The 15,485-nt window shown below is 70.9% G+C and carries 14 protein-coding genes; 9 read left to right on the forward strand and 5 right to left on the reverse strand.

Annotation, left to right across the window (positions count from 1 at the left end; all coding sequences use genetic code 11):
* Positions 1 to 48: 48 nt before the first annotated feature.
* From ACFY3I_RS06845 to ACFY3I_RS06860, 4 genes are all read left to right on the forward strand, one after another.
* A complete protein-coding gene (locus ACFY3I_RS06845; protein ID WP_390859687.1) occupies positions 49 to 276 on the forward strand; it encodes an SH3-like domain-containing protein in 228 nt (75 codons plus the stop codon).
* Complete coding sequence (gene nthA, locus ACFY3I_RS06850; protein WP_390859688.1) at positions 273 to 872, forward strand: nitrile hydratase subunit alpha; 600 nt, start codon at positions 273 to 275, stop codon at positions 870 to 872. Before ACFY3I_RS06845 ends, nthA begins: the two co-directional genes overlap by 4 nt.
* The gene (locus ACFY3I_RS06855) at positions 869 to 1,225 is read left to right on the forward strand and encodes a nitrile hydratase accessory protein (RefSeq protein WP_390859689.1); all 357 of its coding nucleotides are present in this window, start codon (positions 869 to 871) and stop codon (positions 1,223 to 1,225) included. Before nthA ends, ACFY3I_RS06855 begins: the two co-directional genes overlap by 4 nt.
* A 186-nt stretch (positions 1,226 to 1,411) precedes the next feature.
* On the forward strand, positions 1,412 to 2,380 hold the full coding sequence (locus ACFY3I_RS06860) for a nitrilase-related carbon-nitrogen hydrolase (protein WP_390859690.1): 969 nt from the start codon (positions 1,412 to 1,414) through the stop codon (positions 2,378 to 2,380).
* A gap of 62 nt (positions 2,381 to 2,442) precedes the next feature.
* Here the strand turns inward: ACFY3I_RS06860 and ACFY3I_RS06865 are convergent, their stop codons facing one another.
* The 4 genes from ACFY3I_RS06865 to ACFY3I_RS06880 all read right to left on the reverse strand — a co-directional run bounded on the left by ACFY3I_RS06865 (position 2,443) and on the right by ACFY3I_RS06880 (position 6,414).
* Entirely contained in the window at positions 2,443 to 4,116 is a 1,674-nt protein-coding gene (locus ACFY3I_RS06865; protein WP_390859691.1) for an esterase-like activity of phytase family protein, read from the reverse strand.
* A 96-nt stretch (positions 4,117 to 4,212) separates the two neighbouring features.
* Entirely contained in the window at positions 4,213 to 5,202 is a 990-nt protein-coding gene (locus ACFY3I_RS06870) for an Ig-like domain-containing protein (protein ID WP_390860098.1), read from the reverse strand.
* 250 nt (positions 5,203 to 5,452) lie between these two features.
* On the reverse strand, positions 5,453 to 5,698 hold the full coding sequence (locus tag ACFY3I_RS06875; protein WP_365292447.1) for a DUF5133 domain-containing protein: 246 nt from the start codon (positions 5,696 to 5,698) through the stop codon (positions 5,453 to 5,455).
* A 170-nt stretch (positions 5,699 to 5,868) separates the two neighbouring features.
* A complete protein-coding gene (locus ACFY3I_RS06880; protein ID WP_365292445.1) occupies positions 5,869 to 6,414 on the reverse strand; it encodes an EF-hand domain-containing protein in 546 nt (181 codons plus the stop codon).
* A 286-nt stretch (positions 6,415 to 6,700) separates the two neighbouring features.
* Between ACFY3I_RS06880 and ACFY3I_RS06885 the strand changes: the two genes are divergently transcribed.
* Both ACFY3I_RS06885 and ACFY3I_RS06890 read left to right on the forward strand, forming a co-directional pair.
* On the forward strand, positions 6,701 to 7,519 hold the full coding sequence (locus ACFY3I_RS06885) for a lectin (protein ID WP_390859692.1): 819 nt from the start codon (positions 6,701 to 6,703) through the stop codon (positions 7,517 to 7,519).
* Between the two features lie 83 nt (positions 7,520 to 7,602).
* Positions 7,603 to 8,730, forward strand: a complete 1,128-nt coding sequence (locus ACFY3I_RS06890) for a glycoside hydrolase family 19 protein (RefSeq protein ID WP_390860099.1) — start codon at positions 7,603 to 7,605, stop codon at positions 8,728 to 8,730.
* A 99-nt stretch (positions 8,731 to 8,829) separates the two neighbouring features.
* Here the strand turns inward: ACFY3I_RS06890 and ACFY3I_RS06895 are convergent, their stop codons facing one another.
* The gene (locus ACFY3I_RS06895) at positions 8,830 to 11,631 is read right to left on the reverse strand and encodes a lectin (RefSeq protein WP_390859693.1); all 2,802 of its coding nucleotides are present in this window, start codon (positions 11,629 to 11,631) and stop codon (positions 8,830 to 8,832) included.
* 362 nt (positions 11,632 to 11,993) lie between these two features.
* Between ACFY3I_RS06895 and ACFY3I_RS06900 the strand changes: the two genes are divergently transcribed.
* From ACFY3I_RS06900 to ACFY3I_RS06910, 3 genes are all read left to right on the forward strand, one after another.
* The gene (locus ACFY3I_RS06900; RefSeq protein WP_390859694.1) at positions 11,994 to 13,481 is read left to right on the forward strand and encodes an FGGY-family carbohydrate kinase; all 1,488 of its coding nucleotides are present in this window, start codon (positions 11,994 to 11,996) and stop codon (positions 13,479 to 13,481) included.
* 542 nt (positions 13,482 to 14,023) lie between these two features.
* Entirely contained in the window at positions 14,024 to 14,413 is a 390-nt protein-coding gene (locus ACFY3I_RS06905; protein WP_390859695.1) for a signal peptidase I, read from the forward strand.
* 206 nt (positions 14,414 to 14,619) lie between these two features.
* On the forward strand, positions 14,620 to 15,318 hold the full coding sequence (locus tag ACFY3I_RS06910) for a Clp protease N-terminal domain-containing protein (RefSeq protein ID WP_390859696.1): 699 nt from the start codon (positions 14,620 to 14,622) through the stop codon (positions 15,316 to 15,318).
* The last annotated feature ends 167 nt before the right edge of the window (positions 15,319 to 15,485 follow it).

The following is a 15,485-nucleotide window of genomic DNA, read 5'->3' on the forward strand; positions in this document are numbered from 1 at the left end:
TTCCCTCGTCCCGGCCGCCGCGACCACGTGCGCGCCAGGAACGTCAGCGTGCCCGGACACACCCGGCTGCCCGGCTACGTACGCGGCCACGCGGGAGTCGTGGACATCGTCCAGCCCGCGCACGTGCTGCCCGACACCAACGCGCACTTCAAGGGCGAGAACCCGCAGTACGTCTACTCGGTGCGGTTCGACTCGCACGAACTCTGGGGCACCGGGGCCGAGTCCTTCACCCTCGTCGTCGAGATGTACGAGAGCTACCTGGAGACCGTCTCATGACCACCCCCGGCGGCCCTGACGAGACCGTTCCCGTGGCGCTGCGCACGGAGGCCCTGGAGCAACTCCTCACCGAGCGCGGCCTGATCGACCCCGAGGCGATGAACGCGATCATCACCACCTACGAGACCAACGTGGGCCCCCTGAACGGCGCCAGGGTCGTCGCCAGGGCGTGGAGCGATCCCGGCTACCGGCGACGCCTGCTCGCGGACGGCACCGCCGCCATCGCGGAACTGGGCTTCTCCGGGCCCCAGGGCGAGCACATCGTCGTCGTGGAGAACACTCCGAGCACCCACAACGTCGTGGTCTGCACGCTGTGTTCGTGCTATCCCTGGCCGGTCCTGGGGCTGCCGCCGAGCTGGTACAAGGACCCGGCCTACCGAGCCCGGGTGGTACGGGAGCCGCGTGCCGTCCTGTCGGAGATGGGGCTGGATCTCGACGACGACGTGGAGATCACCGTCCGCGACTCGACGAGCGAGGTGCGCTGGCTGGTCCTGCCCGAGCGGCCGGCGGGCACCGAGCACCTCACCGAGGCGGAACTGGTGCCGCTCGTCACCAGGGACGCGATGGTCGGCGTGGCCAGGGTGGCGGCCCCGTGAGCGCCCCGCTCGACATCGAGGGGCCGGCGGCGCCGCCCCGCGCCAACGGCGAACTGGTCTTCACCGAGCCCTGGGAGAGCCGCGCCTTCGGCATGGCCGTGAGCCTGTGCGAGGCGGGCGCCTTGACGTGGCCGGACTTCCGGTCCGCGCTGGTCGCCCGCATCGCGTCCTGGGAGGCCACCGCGGCACCGGACGAGGAGTACCACTACTACCGCCTGTGGCTGGCCGCCCTGGAGGACGTACTCGGCGGCCTGCGCGCCGTGTCCGCCGACGAGGTCTCGGCCCGCGCCCGCGCCCTGGCACTTCGCCCCGCGGGCCACGACCACCGCGGCCACGAGGACCACACGCACTGAGCCGCCCACGACGAACCGCCGGCTGCCGGGGCATCCGCACGTCCTGAGCACCGCACGCCGCCGGGAGCCCGCGGACCGGTCAGTGACCTGCGACTCCCCGGCCCCCCTTCCACCAAATAAGAGCATATGCTCGTAATCGACGCGGATGCGCGTCGCCACTGCCCGAACACAACAGGAAGCCACACCATGACCATCGTCCGAGCCGCAGCCGTCCAGATCAGTCCCGTGCTCTACAGCCGGGCCGGAACCGTCGAGCGCGTCGTCGCCAAGATCCACGAACTGGGAACGCGGCAGGTCCAGTTCGCGGTCTTCCCCGAGACGCTCGTGCCCTACTACCCCTACTTCTCCTGGGTGAAGCCGCCCTACTCGATGGATGCCGACCAGCTGCTCCTGCTGGCGGAGGCGGTGACCGTGCCGTCCGCCGAGACCGACGCGATAGGCGAGGCGGCACGCCAGAACAACATGGTGGTGTCGATCGGCGTCAACGAACGTGACGGCGGCACGATCTACAACACGCAGCTGCTGTTCGACGCCGACGGCGCCCTGATCCAGCGCCGCCGCAAGATCACCCCGACCTACCACGAGAAGATGGTGTGGGGCCAGGGCGACGGCTCCGGCCTGCGTGCCGTGGACAGTGCCGTCGGCCGCGTCGGCCAGCTCGCCTGCTGGGAGCACTACCAGCCGCTCGCCCGCTACGCGCTGATCGCCGACGGCGAGCAGATCCACGCCGCGATGTTCCCCGGCGGCCTCGGCGCCCAGAAGTTCGCCGACCAGATGCAGACCGCCATCCGCCAGCACGCCCTGGAGGCGGCCTCCTTCGTGGTCAACGCCACCGCGTGGCTCGACGAAGGCCAGCGGGCCAAGCTCGCCGAGGACACCGGCGGCCCCGTCGCGGCCTTCTCCGGAGGCTTCTTCACCGCCATCGTCGATCCCGAGGGCCAACTGGCCGGTGAGCCGCTCACCTCGGGCGAAGGCGAGGTGATCGCGGACCTGGACCTCACGATGATCGACCGGCGCAAGCGCATGGCCGACACGATCGGGCACTACAGCCGGCCCGAGATCCTCAGCCTGCAGATCGACCGGACCCCCAGGACCGTCCTGCGCGACCGCGGCACCGAGGCCGCGCTCCACGGATCCGCTCCCCGCGCGGACTGACACGGTCCGGCGCCGGGCCCGTCCACTGCCTCGGACGGGCCCGGCGCCGGGCGCCGCGGACGTCAGTTCACGCGGACCGTCACCGTGACGGTCTTGAGCACGGCCGGCAGCTTGGTGGTGTCGACCTTCAGGATCTCACCGCTGTCGGTGCCGCCCGTGGAGGGCAGCACCTTCTGGTGGACGGTCCACTTCCCGTCGGGGTCAACCGCGATGGTGTCGATGCCGAAGTCGTCGTCGTTGGACAGGTACAGCGTCTTGCCCGCGTCCGTGGTGGCGACGCCCTCGACCTTGTCGTGGGCGAAGAACTTCCCGCTCGGGTCGAGCTGGCTGACCAGCGTGCCGAGGTCGAGGTACGGCTGCTTCTGCGCGACCTGGACGCCTGCACCGGTGAGCGCCGTGAGCGCGGCGTTGGTGCCGACCTTGCCGACGAACGCCTCGGGCGACTTGCCGCCGATGGTCAGCCCGCTGACGTCGGTCGCGCCGTTGACGTCGACCTCGTACAGGGTCTTCCTGGCGAACGGCTCGAAGTTGCCGTCCCGTTCGTCGATGACGAACTTCGTGTCGGACAGCGCCGTGATCTCGCTGCCGGCGTCGCCCGTGGTGGCCGGGTCGTCCAGCAGGTACAGGTACTGCTTGGTCTTCAGCGTGCGCAGGTCGACGGTGACGATACGGGTCGGCACGAGGTTGGACGCCTTGGTGCCGCCGAGATCCGGCTGCTGCAGCGCGGCCTGCATGACGCCCACCAGGGTCGAGCCGTCGGGCGTGACCGTCAGGCCCTCCATGCCCTTGTTCTTCAGGCGGTCGGCCAGCTCGGCCGGCAGGTACCCGAGGATCTTGTGGTACTGGTTGTCGGCGCTGTCCTTGTACGGGGTGAGCCGGCCCAGCTCGTAGCCCTTGGCGTCGAAGTGCGTGAGGTACGGGCCGTATTCGTCCGAGACCCAGAAGGTGCCGTCGGGGAGCGCGACCAGGCCCTCGGAGTCGTAGCCGTAGGGGTCCCGGGTCACGGGCACGGGGGTGCCGCCGGCCGCGTTGGTCGCGTCGACGTCGTCGATCACCTCGGCGGTGTCGTGCGGCGGGCGGCCGCTGTACGGCACGGCGCCCAGGCTCTTCGGGCCCTTGAGGGTGATCCTCTTGACCAGTTCGGCCCTGCCCTTGCGGAGCTTGAACTCGCCGATCTGCGGGGTGAAGTCGGTGAGCATCTCGGACTTGTTCCCGTCCGGGGCGTCGGCGTTGGGGCCGCGGTCGGTGAGCCCGTAGAAGCGGTCCGGCCTGCCCGGCACCGGGGCCAGCGAGGACCCGTAGCCCTCACCGGAGATCCGGGTGGTGGTGCCGCCCGGTCCGGCCACCGTCGCGAGCGAGGGCAGCGGGTCGCCGTTCGGCTGGGTGTCCCTGAACAGCTCCACGGCGTCGGTCGCCGTGTACGTGAAGGTGTCCGTGCCCTTGAAGCCGGAGCTCGGGGTGTACGTGAACGTGCCGTCCGCGTTGACCGTCGCCGTGCCGTGGGACGGATCGGTGTGCCGCACGACGGCGGTCGCGCCGTTGTCGTTGCGCAGGACGTTGCCGGTCACCTTGTCGTGGCCGGAGAAGGAGTCGGCGGCCGCGTCGAAGTCGTGCGTCGGGGCGGACAGCCAGCCGTGGGCCTGGGCCACCACGGTGCCGGTGCCCGCCACGGCGGCGGTGACGACGATCGCTATGCCGATCCGGGTACGCCTGCGCAGGCGAGGTCTTGAGGTCATGTCATGAACTTGTAGGCCCGTGGTGAACGGAACACCGTCTTTTGGTGAACCGTCAGTTCAGAACGGGCCTGATTTCGTTCTTGAGATGACGCCGGGTCAGAGAGTCGCGGTCGTCTGCTCGCCCGACGCGCTGCCCGCGAGCCACTCGTCCCACCCCAGGTTGAAGGCGGCGTAGCCGTTGTCGGCGGGAGCCTTGGCCCGGGGCGAACCGGTGATGGTGACGGGGTCGCCCTGCTTGACCTGGCCGTAGAACCACTTGGCGTCGGACATGGACAGGTGGACGCAGCCGTGCGAGCCGCGGGCACTGCCGCTGCCCGGGTTCGGGTCGCCGGTCGAGTAGTGCACGTACGTGCCGGACTGGGTCAGGTGCACGTCCCAGGGCAGCGTCAGGTCGTAGAAGTTGGGGCTGCCCTTGTCGCAGCTGATGCCGACGCTGCAGGAGGTCATGTGGACCTTCTCCTGCTTGTCGATGACGGCCATCGTGCCGTTCCACGTCGGGTACTGGGGGCTGCCCGCGTTGATCGACAGGGTGCGTACCGCCTGGCCGTTCCTGGTCACCTTCATGGTGTGGGCGGTCACCGAGACGTCCGCGCGCACGTCGTCGCCGATCTTGAAGGTGTGCGTGTAACCGTGCACGCCGTAGCGGCCGTTGCCGTTGCTGACGCCCTTCATGTCGGCGTCGATCTTCACCGTCGTACCGGAGGGCCAGTAGGTCTTGGGCCGCCAGTCGGCGCGCCTGTCGCCGAACCAGTGCCAGGCGCCGGCCACCGGCTGGGAGGCACTGACCGTCATGTGCTTCTCCACCGTGGCCCGTGCCTTGGACGCCACCGGGTCGGTGAAGATCACCGAAATCGGCATGGCGACACCGACCGTGGTCCCCGTCTGCGGAGTGATCGTGTCCAGCAGCATCGGCGGACCCGCGGGCTTCGTCGGCTTGGGCGAGGCGCTCGCGGTCGGCTTCGCCGACGGCTTCGCGTCGTCGCCACCGCTCGCCTTGTCACTGCCGCCCCCGCCGCAGGCACTCGCCGCCATCACCAGTACGCCCGTGACGAGTGCGATACCTATGCCGCCCTTGCGCCGCCCCACGGTCTGCCCCGCTCTCTCGTTCTTCGGCCCCGACGGGCCCGACTGCCGACTCACTGTTCAGACTGTGACGGCATGGCCAATGGTTGCCTCTCGCGCGTAAAGCGTGTCCCAAGTCTTCGCTCCACGCGCCGCGGAAGGCACGAGTGCCCCGAGGACCGTTCGCCATTCGCGGTGGTCGTGTGGAGATGTTCCGGACCCGGCCCGCGGGCCGGGTCCGGAACCGCGTCGGTCTCCGTGCGGGTCAGTACACCTAGGCCGCCAGGGTCTCGTCCTGCCGGGTGACGTCACCGCGGCCGGCGAGGTAGTCCTGCAGCAGTCCGTCCGCCGTGCGCAGCGCCTCCTCGGTGCCGGTGGCCCCGGTCATCACGCACAGCGTGTAGGTGGCGTCCTCCAGGCGGCGGCTGGTGCGACCGTCGGGGCATACGTCGTGCTCGATGCGCGCGTCGGCGAACCGGGCCAGCGCGGCCCGCAGTTCCTTCTCCGCCGGAAGAATCATGCTGATTCCCACTCCCCCAAGCTCGGCTCGCGGGCGCGTCGGCGCCACCGCGAGTCACAGGTTGCACAGTTGGCGCCCGGCGCCACTGTCCGGCGCGGGACCGCGCCGGGTGAATCTCCGTTTGCCCCGTGATCCCAGGTCCATACCTCCGCACCCGGAACGGCCCACCGCTACCGAGCCCGGGGCGGTTCGCCGCACATGAGGTTGCCGGGCTCGCGGGGATCGTCGCTGGTCCAGAACTGGGTCCACAGGTCCGCGAACTCGGGGCGGCCCAGGTAGCCGTCGCCGTCCTGGTCGAGGCGGTCGAACACGTCCCCTGTCTCGACGGGCCGACCGTGCCAGGTGTCGATCAGGCGCTTGTGCTCGTCGCGGCCGATCCGCCCGTCGCCGTTCTCGTCCACCGCGTCGAAGACGGTGTCGGCCGTGGCGGTGACGGCCTCCGGGATGGAAGGCAGCACGTCGACCATGTCGAGGAGATCGTCCAGGTCGATCCGGCCGTCCCCGTCCGCGTCGACGGTCTCCGACAGATGCCGCCACCAGCCCCTCATCACGCTCTCCACCCGCAGCGCCAGCTCCGACTCGGCCCTCACGCGCGGCAGTCGGCCCCAGCGGACCGCCAGCGCCACGAAGTCCGCCTCCTCCAGATAGCCGTTGCCGTCGGCGTCGAACGCGTCGAACATCGCCCGGAGCTTGTCCCGCTGGAACTCACTGGCCATCACACGCCTCCTCATGCGGTACCGAGGAGATGCTGTCCGCGGGCACGGCTCCCCCAACGGCGCACACGCGCACCGGACCACGGGCCGACGACTCCACCAGCCGGGCCGACGCCCCCGGGCGCCGGTTTGACCCCGGCACGCGGAACCGCCCCACATCTGTCATGTTCACATCTTGACGGTGTTGGTATAGACCTTTTACCTTCCCGATGTCAGGTCGTCCCGGCACACCTCCTGCCGGTGTCCGCCGCACCCCCTGTGCCGCCCCGGAAAGGCTTCCTCACCCCCCATGGCCGCTCGCTCCTCGCTCCTCACCACCGCGTTACGCGGAACTCCCCTCCTAGCCCTGCTGGCCCTGTCGCTCACTCCGCTGACCGCCGCACCGGCGGCCGCCGCCACCGGCACGGTCACGGGTCTCGCCGGCAAGTGCCTCGACGTCGCGGGCGCCGGCACCGCGGACGGCACCCCGGTACAGCTCTACGACTGCAACGGCACCGGCGCCCAGCAGTGGACCACGGGCGCCGACGGCACCCTGCGCGCGCTCGGAAAGTGCCTCGACGTCACCGCGAACTCCACCGCCGACGGCGCCAAGGTCCAGCTGTGGACCTGCACCGGCGGCGCGAACCAGAAGTGGACCGTCACCGCCGCCCACGACATCGTCAACCCCGCCGCGGACAAGTGCCTCGACGTCACCGACCGCTCCTCCGCGAACGGGGCGCGGATCCAGATCTGGACCTGCACCGGCGGTGCCAACCAGAAGTGGAGCGCCCCGGTGACACAGACCGGCGAACAGTGCTGGGCCACGCACTACGGCCCCCAGCCGCCGGGCGCCCTGACCGCCAGCGGCGAGGTCTTCGACAACAACGCGGACACGGCCGCCACCTCCCTCTCCCGCCAGCCCCAACTGCCCTTCGGAACCCGCGTCCAGGTCACCAACGTCGCCAACGGCCGGTCCCTGACCGTTCGGGTCAACGACCGCGGCACGTTCGCCCAGACTCCGCAGGAACCCAAGTGCCTCGACCTGACCGACGGCGCGTTCGGCCGGCTCGGCGGCGTCCTCGACCCCGACGCCGGACACATCGTCGTCACCCAGCAGGTCCTCGGCTGAGCCGTCCGCATCCGCGGTCCGGTCACCCGCACTCACCCCCTCGTGACACCTCAGGAGCAGCCCCCATGCGCTTTCCCCCTCTCATGTCCCGCCCCCGCGGACGTACCGGCCTCGGCCGGCTGACGCTGGGCGTCCTCCTCGCCGCCGTCCTCACCGCCCTGTTCACGGTCGCCCCGGCGCAGGCGGCGACCGGCCAGATCACCGGGCTGGCCGGCAAGTGCGTCGACGTGGCCGGCGCGAACAGCGCCAACGGCACCGCCGTCCAGCTCTACGACTGCAACGGCACCGGCGCGCAGAACTGGTCGAACAGCGGAGACGGCACGCTGCGCGCCCTCGGCAAGTGCCTCGACGTGGTCGACCGCGGCACCGCCGACGGGGCCGCCGTCCAGCTCTGGGACTGCGCCGGCGGAGCGAACCAGCAGTGGGTGGTCACCGCCGCCCACGACATCGTCAACCCGGCCGCCAACAAGTGTCTCGACGTACGGGACAACAGCAGCGCCAACGGCGCCCGCCTGCAGATATGGACCTGCACCGGCGGTGCGAACCAGAAGTGGAACGCGCCGGCCGCCGGTGGCGGCGGCGGCAACCCGTCCGGGTTCGTGGTCAGCGAGGCTCAGTTCAACCAGATGTTCCCGAACCGGAACGGCTTCTACACCTACCAGGGTCTGACCGCCGCGCTCGGCGCCTACCCCGGCTTCGCCAACACCGGCAGCGACACCGTCAAGAAGCAGGAGGCCGCCGCCTTCCTGGCCAACGTGAACCACGAGACCGGCGGACTGGTGTACGTCGTGGAGCAGAACACCGCCAACTACCCGACGTACTGCGACCGGAGCCAGTCCTACGGCTGCCCGGCGGGCCAGGCCGCCTACTACGGGCGCGGCCCCATCCAGCTCAGCTGGAACTTCAACTACAAGGCGGCCGGTGACGCACTCGGCATCGACCTGCTCAACAACCCCTGGCTGGTGCAGAACGACTCGGCCGTCGCCTGGAAGACCGGCCTGTGGTACTGGAACACGCAGAGCGGCCCCGGATCGATGACCCCGCACAACGCCATGGTCAACGGCGCCGGGTTCGGCCAGACCATCCGGTCCATCAACGGCTCCCTGGAGTGCGACGGCCGCAACCCGGCACAGGTGCAGAGCCGCGTCGACGCCTACCAGCGCTTCACCTCGATCCTCGGGGTCCCCGCAGGCGCCAACCTGTACTGCTGATCGTCGCCGGAGCGGGCGGCCCGGCCGGCCGCTCCGGCGAACCCGTTCCCGTGGGTCGGGGCCGTCGGCCCCGACCCACGGGAGGGTGCCGCGTAGGGCTCAGGCCGGAAGCCTCCAGTTCTGGGCCGCCGTGCCGTTGCAGGTGTACAGCTGGAGCTGGGTGCCGTTCGCCGTCGAGGAGTTGGGGTCGTCCAGGCAGAGCTTCGACTCGGGGTTGACCAGCGACCCGTTGCTGCCGGCGGTCCACTGCTGGGCACCGCTGCCGTTGCAGTTCCACAGCTGGATCAGCGTGCCGTTGGTGGTCCCGCTGTGATCGGCGTCCAGGCACTTGCCGAGAGCCCGGACCGTCCCGTCACCGGCGACGATCCAGTCCTGCGCGTAGCTGCTGTTGCAGCCGTAGATCTGGGCGTGGGTGCCGTCGGCGGTGCCGGAGCCGGCGACGTCCACGCACAGGTTCCCGGCCACCGCCGAGGTCAGCGGACCGATGCGCGGTGAAGCCGGTGCCGAGGTGTCCCCCGCGTACGAGGGCGGGGCCGCCGAGGCCGCCGTCGCCCAGGAAGTGTTGGCGCTGGTGCCCAGCGTGAAGTCCATGGTGCCGCCGGCCGTGATGGCCGAGGTCGGGGCGTAGGCGTTGTTCCACGCCGTGCCGTTCCACGCCGCGGACTGGACGTAGGGGGCGTTGTCGGCGGCGCCGTTGCCGTTGACCGTGAGCGTCCTGCCCGAGGGCAGCGTGACCACGGCCTGGGTGAACAGCGGTGAGCCGAGGGCGAGGTCGGCGGTTCCGGGCGTCTCGGGGAACATGCCGAGCGCCGACCACACGTACCAGGCGCTCATCGCGCCGAGGTCGTCGTTGCCGTCGGCCAGGCCGCCGGGGGTGTTCGACCAGATCTGGTCCTGGATGGCCCGCACGGTGCCCTGCGTCTTCCAGGGCTGGCCCGTGTAGTCGTACTCCCAGGGGAGTTCGATGCTCGGCTCGTTGCCCACCCAGGCGTAGCCGTTGGCGCCGGTGTAGCTGCGCAGCACGGTGTCCAGGTAGTGGTTCATGGCGGTGTTGCCGCCCTTGGCCTTCGCCAGGCCGCCGATGTTGAAGGGGACCATCCCGGTGTAGATCCACGAGTCGGCCTCGACCATGTCGGTGCCGCTGGTGGGGTCGAAGCCGCCGGTCCACGAGCCGTTGGCGTTGCGGGGCTCCACGAAGCCGGAGGCGGGGTTGAGCACGTTGCGCCAGTCCTGTGCGCGGTTGGCGTAGGTCTTCTGGTTCGCGGTGTCCCCGAGCGCGCCGGCCATCGCGGAGATAGCGAAGTCGGCGGTGTCGTACTCCAGGGTGGTGGCGACCGGGCCGTAGAAGTTGCAGCAGCCGTAGCTGCCGTCGTGCGGCATGTACCCCGGCGAGTTCAGGTAACCGAGGCCGGGCCGGTCGTTGTTGGCGGTGCTCGCCTGCCTGACCATGTCGGCCAGCGCGGTGCCGGTGTCGAAGTTCCGGGCGCCGAAGGCGTAGTAGTCGGCGAGGATGGCGTCCGCCGGGTCACCCACCATGACGTACGACTCGCCGTTGTTCTCCGACCACTTCGGGAAGATCCCGGTCTGGGCGTAGTCGTCGACCATGGACTGCGCGGTGTCCGAGGCGACCTGGGGCGCGACCAGGGCTTCGAGCTGGGCCTGCGAACGGTAGATGTCCCAGCCGGAGTAGTTCGCGTACACCGCGCCGTGACCGGAGTCCACGGTGTGCGTCCTGCCGTCGAAGCCGTAGTACTGGCCGTTGCTGTCGCTGATCACGTTCGGGTGCAGCAGCGAGTGGTAGAGCGCGGTGTAGAACATCTGCTGCTGCGCGGCCGTCCCGCCCGCGATCTGCACCTTGCCGAGCGTGCTGTTCCATGCGTTCTGCGCGGCGGTCCGGGTCGCGTTGAAGTCCCAGCCGGAGTTCTCCGCGTTCCGGTTGGCGACCGCGTTGGCGACGGAAACGTAGGAGACGCCGACCTTGGCCTGCACGACGGGGTTGCTCGTGGTGTTGAAGGTGACGTAGCCGTTGGAGGCGGCCGCGGCCGGGGCCGCGCCCTCCATGGCGGATTCCGCGGACTTCGCGGGCTTCGTGGACTTCGTGGCCTTGGCGGGCGAACTTCCGTGCAGGACGGGCTTGTTGGGCTTCTCGGCGGCGTTCTTCGACGCCTTGGCCGGTCCCGAGGAGGTGTCGGCCGTCGCCTTGGCGAGCGAGCTGCCCTGGGCGGCGAACGGCTGGTCGAAGACCATGTCGAAGTAGACGGTGTAGGTGTTCCCCGCGCCGCAGAACCGGCCGCTGGTGACCTGACCGCTCACCTCGGTGTTCGACACCTTGGTGAACTGGGTCGAACTGGCGCCGTTCTGGCTGCCGGTCAGCTTGAAGACCAGGTTGGCCTGGCTGGTCGAGGGGAAGGTGAACCGGGCCATGCCGCTGCGGGTCGTGGTGGTCAGCTCGGTGGTCACCTGGTTGTTGAGCGTGACCTTGTACGACCCCGCGGAAGCCGACTCGTTGGCGTGCGAGAAGGCGTCCGTGGCATTGGTGTTGACGGCTCCCACCGTGGGCAGCACCGGTACGTCACCGGCCGCGCCGCAGCCGGGTCCGGCGATGTGGGTCAGGCTGAAGCCGGTGATCGACGAGTCGTTGTACTCGTAGCCCCCGCCGTCGGGACGCGACGGCGTGTCCGGGCTCCACTGCACCATGCCGAACGGGACGTCGGCCCCCGGGAAGTCGTCGGCCTGGTTCGACGTTCCGATGAACGGGTTGACGAGTGTCGCCGGCGCCGTGACGAGCGCGGCCTTCCCGGCCGCCCACGCGGGCGTGCACAGGCCGGCGGCGGCCAGCGCCGCGGCGGCGAGGAGACCGATCGCCATGGTGCCGGGCGGTCTCGACAGTCGTGTGATCACGGGGTGTGCTCCTCTACTCGGGAGTGGAGGTCCGACAACGTTGTCTGCGCGTCGCGATCGCGGCCCCGGGTGATGAACGGCGTGCCGAGATACTGCTCCCAGAGGCTGACAACGTTGTCCAACCGTGGAGATGAGGTGCCTGAGGTGCGAGTGCTTCGAGGGGTCCCCGGGGCGGCTCGCACCCGGGAGGCGGAGCGGGAACTCCTCGTGAAGCTAGCCACAAGGCAGGAGCATGTCAACGACTGTGGCAAGCCCTCCCCCGGCACCCGGTCGCGTCGCCCCGCGTCCCCCGGGCGGAGCGGGCGACAGGCTACGGTGGCGCACCGGGCGCCGCGGGAGACAGGAGCCGAGGGAGGCAGGACATGATCCACGTCGTGTTCGGTGTGGACGTGGGCACCTCCAGCACCAAGGGGGTGGTGGTCGACACCGCCGGCCGCATCCTGGGCGAGGCCGTGCGCGCTCACGCGGTCGACCGTCCCCGGCCCGGACACGTCGAGATGGACGCGCGGGTGTGGTGGGACGAGTTCCGGTCCCTGGCGGGCGAGTTGCTCGACCGCGACGACCTCACCGTCCGCGCCGTCGGAGTCAGTGGCATGGGTCCGTGCGCCCTCCTGGTCGACGACGCGGGCGACCCGGTGCGTCCGGCGGTGCTGTACGGCGTGGACACGCGTGCCGGGGACCAGATCATGCGCCTGAACCGGGAGTTGGGGCCGGAGGAGATCTTCCGCAGGTGCGGGTCGGCGCTGTCGTCGCAGGCCGTCGGGCCGAAGCTCGCCTGGATCCGCGAGCGGGAGCCCGAGGCGTGGGCCCGCGCCCGCCGCCTCCTCATGCCCGCCTCCTGGCTCGCCCACCGGCTGACCGGCGCCTATGTGCTGGACCTGCACTCGGCCAGCCAGTGCACCCCGCTGTTCGACATCCGGGAGCAGTGCTGGATCCCCGAGTGGGCCGAGCGGATCGCACCCGGCCTCGAACTGCCCCCGCTGCGCTGGCCGGGTGAGGAGGCCGGCCGGGTGGGCACGCCCGTGCCGGGCATCCCGGCCGGGACACCGGTCATCGTCGGGACGATCGACGCCTGGAGCGAGGCCGTCAGCGTCGGCGGCCACGGCGCCGGCGACCTGATGCTGATGTACGGCACCACGATGTTCCTGGTCAACACCGTCGACCGGCTCGTGACCAGCCCGTCGATGTGGTCCACCGTCGGCGCCCTGCCCGGCACCCGCTGCCTGGCCGGCGGCATGGCCACCTCGGGAGCCGTCACCGACTGGCTGGGGCACCTCGTCGGCGACGTCGCCCCGGCCGTGCTGTTCGGCGAGGCGGCCGCCTCACCCCCGGGCGCGAACGGCCTGGTGATGCTGCCGTACTTCGCCGGGGAGCGCACTCCCGTCATGGACCCCGAAGCCCGGGGCGTGATCGCGGGCCTGACGCTTAGTCACACCCGCGGGGACCTGATGCGGGCGGCGCTGGAGGCCACCGCGTACGGGGTCCGGCACAACGTCGACACGATGCTCGCCGCGGGCGCCGACATCCGCCGGATCGTCGCGGTCGGCGGCGGCACCCGGGGCGGTCTGTGGCCGCGGATCGTCAGCGACGTCACCGGTCTCGAACAGATCGTCCCCCGCACCACCATCGGCGCCGCCTACGGTGCGGCCTTCCTCGCCGCCGGGCTGATCGGCCGGCCGGACATCACGGCCTGGAACCCGGCGGAGTCCGTGGTCCGGCCCGACCCCGCCACCGCCGGCGTGTACGCGCGCCGGTTCGGCCAGTACCGCGCCCTGTACGAGAACACCATCGCGGTCACCCACGCCCTGGCCCGCGACCAGCACACCGGCGACGCGGCGGAGAACCCGTGACGTGGCCGCACGCCCGGGGAAGGCCGGCCCTCCGCGGCGGACCCGGTGCTGGGGGCGTGGCCCGGGGCGCCCGGCCTCGACGTCGTGCGGCCCGGGGCATGGCCCCTCCCGGACGAACGTGCCCTGCCGGCGGACCTGGTGAGGTTCCAGGACGCGGGCAGTCCGCCGGTCTACGTGGGCTTCGGCAGCCTGCCGCCGGCCCAGGGGATCGACGGCACGCGGCCGAGGCGATCCGCGCCCAGGGTCACCGGGTGCCCGTGTCCCGCGGCTGGGCGGACGTACCTGGACGTCGCGCTGAAGAACGTGCCGGCACCCGAGACCCGGGAGCGTGCCGAGTCGCTGGGCGGCCGGCCGCGTACCGACGGGGCTGAGGTGGCCGCGCGCCGGTTGGCCGACGCGGCACGGTGGACGAGGCGGCATCGCAGGGCCGATCCGGCCCGTCCCGTCGTCGCCACGAGGCGGGCGGGGACGGCCGGGCGGGCCCGGACCCACGGACCGGCCGCAGCTGCCGCGCGACCCGCCGGTTGCTAGCGTTCGGGTGCATGGACGACGGCGTGTACGTGGGCAACGCGGGCAAGGACGCGGCGGCGGACCGGGGATGGCTGCTCGGGCACTTCAAGGAGCCGGACGATCCGCGCCACAGTGAGGCCGTCGAGGTGAAGTGGGGTGTCCATCCGCGCGGCGAGCGACGGGCGCGGTGGGTGGAGGGCGAGGTGCGGACGGCTCTGCTGGTTCTCGTCACCGGACGCTTCCGGATGGAGTTCCCCGGCCGCAGCGTGCTGCTGGAACGGCAGGGCGACTACGCCGTCTGGGGCAGGGGGGTGGATCACTCCTGGCTCGCCGAGGACGACTCCGTGGTCATGACCGTGCGCTGGCCTTCCGTCTCCGGGTACGCGGTGCCCGACGGCGACGGTGCGTCACGACCGAAGTGAACCATTGACCTCGTGTGGTCCGTTGTCTTCAGGATCTTCGGCAGACCCTGAATGTCGCATGCCGGGCGTGAACGCCGGCCACCTAGGTGCGCATCGGCACACGTTCCCCACGTGATTCCCAACGCCCGCTCCGGGTAAGCGGGTTACCCCGGACCGAGCGTCAAGTACGGATTGACGCCCGGGGGTCGTCAATTTAGAATTGACGCATGAGTCCACTCGACATCAGCCTCGCCGACCTGATCGCCCGGCTCGACGAGGAACTTCCCGAAGCCGACGCACTGGCCCGTGTCAGCGAGGCCCGACTGCGCTCCCAGACCCTGTCCGACCTCGGCGACCAGCTCATCGACCACTACGTGAGCAGGGCCAAGCGGAACGGCGCGTCGTGGACCGAGATCGGCGACGCCATCGGCGTGACCAAACAGGCGGCCCAGCAACGTCACACGTCCAACGCGTTCGAGCGGTTCACCAACCTGAACCGGCACAGCATCGTGCTCGCCCAGGAAGCCGCCCGGACCCACCGGCACGACTCGATCGGCACCGAACACCTCCTGCTCGGCCTGCTCGGCGAACCCCGGGGCCTCGCGTACGAGGTGCTGGTCGCGCATGCCGGCCCGGAGCAGCGCATCCGCGACGCGGTCCGGGAAGCGATGCCGCCGGGCGGCCAGAAGACGCCGCGGGGCCACATCCCGTTCCGCCCGGAGAGCAAGCAGGCCATCGAGCAGGCGCTCCGCGCCGCCGCCGGCCTCGGCCACGACTGGGTCGGCACGGAACACTCGCTCCTCGGTCTGATCCGGGTCGAGGGGAGTCCGGCCGCAGGGATCCTCAACGAGCTCGGCTTCACGCCGGACGAGCTGCGCGAGACGGTCCGGGCCGAGGTCGCCCGCCGAGCCGCCGCGCGCGGCTAAGGGCTGTCCCGTAGTCCCCGGTGGGTCGGCGCACGGCGTCGGATGCGGTGCATCGCAAGGCGGAGGGTCGCCCTCATACTGGGCGTATCCGGGCGACCCCGACAACGCTGCGAGGTGCCGTAGCCGTCGTCGTGCGCCCGCCGGGGATTACGGGACAGCCCTTAGGG

This window comes from Streptomyces sp. NPDC001068 (assembly GCF_042897315.1).
GTDB lineage: Bacteria > Actinomycetota > Actinomycetes > Streptomycetales > Streptomycetaceae > Streptomyces.

What these genes read in the sequence shown, in the direction of transcription:
- ACFY3I_RS06875 (WP_365292447.1), bottom strand. Translation starts at nt 5,698, where the DNA reads ATGATTCTTCCGGCGGAGAAGGAACTGCGGGCCGCGCTGGCCCGGTTC.
- nthA (WP_390859688.1), top strand. Translation starts at nt 273, where the DNA reads ATGACCACCCCCGGCGGCCCTGACGAGACCGTTCCCGTGGCGCTGCGC.
- ACFY3I_RS06885 (WP_390859692.1), top strand. Translation starts at nt 6,701, where the DNA reads ATGGCCGCTCGCTCCTCGCTCCTCACCACCGCGTTACGCGGAACTCCC.
- ACFY3I_RS06890 (WP_390860099.1), top strand. Translation starts at nt 7,603, where the DNA reads ATGTCCCGCCCCCGCGGACGTACCGGCCTCGGCCGGCTGACGCTGGGC.
- ACFY3I_RS06880 (WP_365292445.1), bottom strand. Translation starts at nt 6,414, where the DNA reads ATGGCCAGTGAGTTCCAGCGGGACAAGCTCCGGGCGATGTTCGACGCG.
- ACFY3I_RS06900 (WP_390859694.1), top strand. Translation starts at nt 11,994, where the DNA reads ATGATCCACGTCGTGTTCGGTGTGGACGTGGGCACCTCCAGCACCAAG.
- ACFY3I_RS06865 (WP_390859691.1), bottom strand. Translation starts at nt 4,116, where the DNA reads ATGACCTCAAGACCTCGCCTGCGCAGGCGTACCCGGATCGGCATAGCG.
- ACFY3I_RS06860 (WP_390859690.1), top strand. Translation starts at nt 1,412, where the DNA reads ATGACCATCGTCCGAGCCGCAGCCGTCCAGATCAGTCCCGTGCTCTAC.
- ACFY3I_RS06910 (WP_390859696.1), top strand. Translation starts at nt 14,620, where the DNA reads ATGAGTCCACTCGACATCAGCCTCGCCGACCTGATCGCCCGGCTCGAC.
- ACFY3I_RS06905 (WP_390859695.1), top strand. Translation starts at nt 14,024, where the DNA reads ATGGACGACGGCGTGTACGTGGGCAACGCGGGCAAGGACGCGGCGGCG.